The following is a 4,186-nucleotide window of genomic DNA, read 5'->3' on the forward strand; positions in this document are numbered from 1 at the left end:
GACGGCGACGGCTGCTACGGTGACGACGACGGAGACGGCTGCTCCGGTCACGACGACGGAGACGGCGACGGCTGCTCCGGTCACCACGACGGAGACGGCTGCTCCGGTCACGACGACGGTGACGACGACGGCTGCTCCGGTCACGACGACGGCAACGAGCATCACAACGGTGATTCCTGACCCGGAGACCTCGACGGTTGTCAGTGTCACCACGTCGACAGTCATGTCCACGGTGACGGCGACGACGACGGCGACGGAGACGGCGACGACGACGGCGACGACGGCGACGACGGTGACGGAGCTGGTTCCGACCACCACGACGGCCGTGACGACTGCCACGGTGACCGAGTCCGCAGTGACTCAGATCCTGCAGCCGACAACGTTCACGGCATCGCCGACGACGACGTACACCACGTCGATCGTGTTCCCGAGTACAACCGTGGACATCACGGTTCCGCCGGTGACCGCTCCGACGACGACAACGGTCCTGGTGACCAATGTCGATTCGGGCACGACGAATGTCACCGCTGCACCGGTGGTCATCGTGCCGCCGGGCGGAAACGGGACGGGTTCGCTCTCGGGAGGAAGCATCGGCACGATCGTCGAGGGCTCTCTGGGTGACGACGGGTCGAGCGGTGGGTCTCTCGAGACCATCCTCGCCACGATCTTCGGGTCGTTGGGCCTCCCGGTCGGATCGCTCACAGGTTCGCTCGGCGAGTCGGGTTCGGTCGGCTCGCTCGAGGGATCGCTGGGTCCGGATGCCGCGGGTTCGATCGAGGGCAGCCTCGGTTCCGACGGTGAGTCGGGATCGCTCGAGGGTTCGCTCGGCGAATCGGGTTCGGTCGGCTCGCTCGAGGGATCGCTGGGTCCGGATGCCGCGGGTTCGGTCGAGGGCAGCCTCGGTTCCGACGGTGAGTCGGGATCGTTTGCGGGTTCGGTCGAGCAGGGCTCTGTCCAGGGTTCGTTGGCGGCTGGTTCGCTCGGGTCGATCCTGGAGTCGCTGGGCTCCAGTGGCGAGTCGGGTCCGCTGGGGTCGCTCGAGGAGGCCTTCGGTTCCGGGGGTGAGTCGGGTCCGCTCGGCTCGCTCGAGGGGTCGCTGGGTCCGGATGGTGCGGGTTCGATCGAGGAAGCCCTCGGCTCCCTCGGTGGTGCGGGTTCGCTCGCCCCGATCCTGGTCGGATCCGCGGGCGGAGTCAGCACTGGTTCGCTGGCGCTGGGTTCGCTGGGGCTGACCGCCCTGTCGGTCGGTGGAGTGATCCACGCGATCAACACCGGGCTGATCCCCCTCCCGCCGGGTATCCAACTGCCGACGATCGTCCTGCCGCCTCTGCCGCAGATCGATGGCCTGCTTCCGGGTAGCCTCGGGATCGCAGGAGCGGGCGTAGGCGCCACGACCACGTCCGCACCGCCGCCGGCTCCCGGCCCGGTGCAGCCGAACGGTGGCGGCTGATCACCCGCTGACAACCGAGGACCCGTCTCCCCTGGGGGAGACGGGTCCTCGGTTTTGCGCCCGCGGAGCGGGGGATGACGCAGCCCCGCTCACGCCAGGGAAATGCGGTGAGCCCCTCGCCACGGTGGCGAGGGGCTCACGACTGACGGAGCGTGGTCAGGTCACTCGGTCTCGGTACCGGCGCCGGAGCCGGTTCCGCCGAGGAGCCCGGAGAGCGGGCTGCCCGACTCGCCCTCGCCGCCGAGGGCCGAGGAGAGGACGCCGAGCGCGTCGCCGTCGGAGGACAGCGTCCCGATGCTGCCCTGGATGGCGGTGGCCGGGTCGCCGACGATGACGCCCGGGTTGATCACGGGATCGGAGCCGGTGCACTTCGACACCAGCGTGTAGACGTTGGGCTCCAGAGTCGCGTAGACGGTCTGGCTGCGGACGGCGACGCTCGGGATCGCGTTGGGGAAGAGCTCCTTGGTCTTGAGAACCGTGACCGCGGTCTTGCCTGAGATCAGAGCGACGATGTCTCCGAGATCGCCCCCGGCAGCACCGTTGACCTGCTTGATGAGCGCGGGTGCGCTTGCGGTGGGCGCCACCGCCGCGAAGCAGACCGCGAGGTCCAACGCGCCCTCCTTGGTGAAGGTCACCGCGAGCTTCTCTCCGGTGACCTCGTGGCTGGTGGTCGCGGCCATCGCGGCGCCGGCTCCGGCCATGGTCAGGGCGGCGGCCGCGCCGAGGACGGCGGCGGTACGGGCGGCGGTGCGGGGCGCGGTCATAGATCCTCCGGAAGAGAGCAGCGGGGCGTGACGCTCCCGCGTGTGAGATGTGCGTCTCTCAGGATAGGCCACGCAGGGCCTCCAGCCGATCGTGCGCCTGCGTCATGATGCGCTGGATCAGCTCGTCACAGCTGGGCAGGTCGTCGATCATGCCCACGACCTGGCCCGAGGCCAGCACGCCGGCCTCGGTATTGCCCTCCACCAGCCCGGCCTTGAGCAGCATCGGGGTGTTGGCGGCCATGACGATCTGCTGCCAGGTCCGCTCGGAGGACTTCTTCATGTTGAGGCCGTCCTTGGCGAGCGTCTGCCACTTCATGCCCGTCATGGACTTGAACTTGTTGGCGTTCTGCACGGCCGCCACCATCCCCTTGACGGGGCTGCCGGACTCGAGCGCGTTGACCAGGCCGGTCCGCAGCACGCGGTGCGGCATGCCGTCGACGCGGGTCGACACGACCGTGTCCTGCAGCCCCTTCTCGAGGTACTGCCGCTTGACCGCGTCCGGCACCCGCGAGTCGCTGGTGAGCAGGAACCGCGTGCCCATCGCCACGCCCGCGGCGCCGTAGGCCAGGGCGGCCACCAGGCCGCGGCCGTCGAAGAACCCGCCGGCCGCGACCACCGGGATCGACGTGGTGCCGGGCCCGCCGAGGGCGTCGATCACGCTCGGCAGGAGCAGCGTCGTGGCGACCGGGCCGGTGTGGCCGCCGCCCTCGCCGCCCTGGACGATCACCGCGTCCGCGCCCCAGGAGGCGACCTTGACGGCGTGCTTGGCCGCGCCGATCGAGGGGACGACGACGAGGCCGTTCTCCTTCAACCTGGCGATCAACTCCGGCTTGGGCGCGAGGGCGAACGACGCGACCCTCACCCCGTGACGGATCATCAGCTCGCACCGCTCGGCGGCGTCCTCGGCATCGGCCCGGAGGTTGACCCCGAACGGCTTGGAGGTGAGCTCCTTGGTGCGCACGATCGCGCTCTCGAGCTCGGCGTACGTCATGGTCGCCGAGGCGATGATGCCCAGCCCGCCGGCGTTGGCGGTGGCCGCCGTGAGCTCGGGCCCGGAGACCCAGCCCATGCCGGTCTGGACGATCGGGTACTCCACGCCGACGAGTCGGGTGAAGTCGGTCGACAGCGTGGCGGCCCGGCCGGTGGTCACGTCGTCGTCGTGCCCTGTCACGTCACTCATTTCGTCTCCTCCGCGGGCACCTCGCGGTTACGGACGCCGCGCGGGTCGATCACCTCGCGGATGATGCGGAGCTCCTCGGCGGACGGGTCGCGCGTGACGCCCGCCTCGGCCAGTCCGGCCACCTCGAAACCGGTGTTCTCCGCGACCTCCTCCGCGGTGACGCCCGGGTGCAGCGTCACGGCGCGCATGGTGTGGCCGGGGCCCTGGAAGTCGAACACGCCCAGGTTGGTGACGACCGTCGGGATGTGGTGGAAGCGGAAGGCCGGGTCGCCCTGTTCGTACCGGTCGTACCCGATGCCGCACACGATGTCGACCTTCTCGCAGAACACCCGCGTCGAGTGCCGGCCCACCCAGTAGCTGGTGGCGTGGTTGATCGAGTTGCCGGGGGCGCCGCGAAGGCCGAACATCTGGCGCGTGGGCTTCTGGACGTCGTCCCCGAACGCGGACAGGTTCTGGTTGCCGTACCGGTCGATCTGGTTGGCGCCCATCACCACGTGGCGGGTACCCGCCTGGAGGACGTCGAACACGCGGGGGAAGGGGATGTAGCCCTCGAAGTCGATGAGCTTGCCCAGCGGCGGGGTCTGGCCGAGGAAGCGGTACTCGCCGTCGGTGATGAGCAGGTCCGGCTCCGTGGTCAGCCGCGCCAGGCGCGCGCCGATGGTGGCCATGGGGGTCATGGGGGAGGCGAAGATCTCCCCGGCGCCGGCGAAGATCTCGGCGCACGCGACAGCGCAGTACTCGGCCCTGGTGACGGGCTCGGTGGTGACGTCGGACATCACTTGGCTCCCTTCT

The 4,186-nt window shown here is 69.9% G+C and carries 3 protein-coding genes and 1 pseudogene; 1 reads left to right on the top strand and 3 read right to left on the bottom strand.

What is annotated here, in order from left to right:
- A pseudogene (locus tag B4M60_RS02250) lies at window positions 1–1,450 on the top strand (hypothetical protein); the annotation flags it as partial.
- A 161-nt stretch (window positions 1,451–1,611) separates the two neighbouring features.
- Here B4M60_RS02250 and B4M60_RS02255 read toward each other — a convergent pair.
- The 3 genes from B4M60_RS02255 to B4M60_RS02265 are packed head-to-tail and all read right to left on the bottom strand — an operon-like array spanning window position 1,612 to window position 4,170.
- Window positions 1,612–2,214 (bottom strand): hypothetical protein, encoded by a 603-nt coding sequence (locus B4M60_RS02255; RefSeq protein ID WP_291079884.1) that lies wholly within the window; start codon window positions 2,212–2,214, stop codon window positions 1,612–1,614.
- Window positions 2,215–2,272: 58 nt separating this feature from the next.
- The gene (locus tag B4M60_RS02260; protein ID WP_291079886.1) at window positions 2,273–3,394 is read right to left on the bottom strand and encodes an NAD(P)H-dependent flavin oxidoreductase; all 1,122 of its coding nucleotides are present in this window, start codon (window positions 3,392–3,394) and stop codon (window positions 2,273–2,275) included.
- Window positions 3,391–4,170 (bottom strand): CoA-transferase subunit beta, encoded by a 780-nt coding sequence (locus B4M60_RS02265; RefSeq protein ID WP_291079889.1) that lies wholly within the window; start codon window positions 4,168–4,170, stop codon window positions 3,391–3,393. Before B4M60_RS02265 ends, B4M60_RS02260 begins: the two co-directional genes overlap by 4 nt.
- Between the last annotated feature and the right edge of the window lie 16 nt (window positions 4,171–4,186).

Source organism: Dietzia sp. UBA5065, from assembly GCA_002415925.1.
Taxonomy (GTDB): domain Bacteria; phylum Actinomycetota; class Actinomycetes; order Mycobacteriales; family Mycobacteriaceae; genus Dietzia.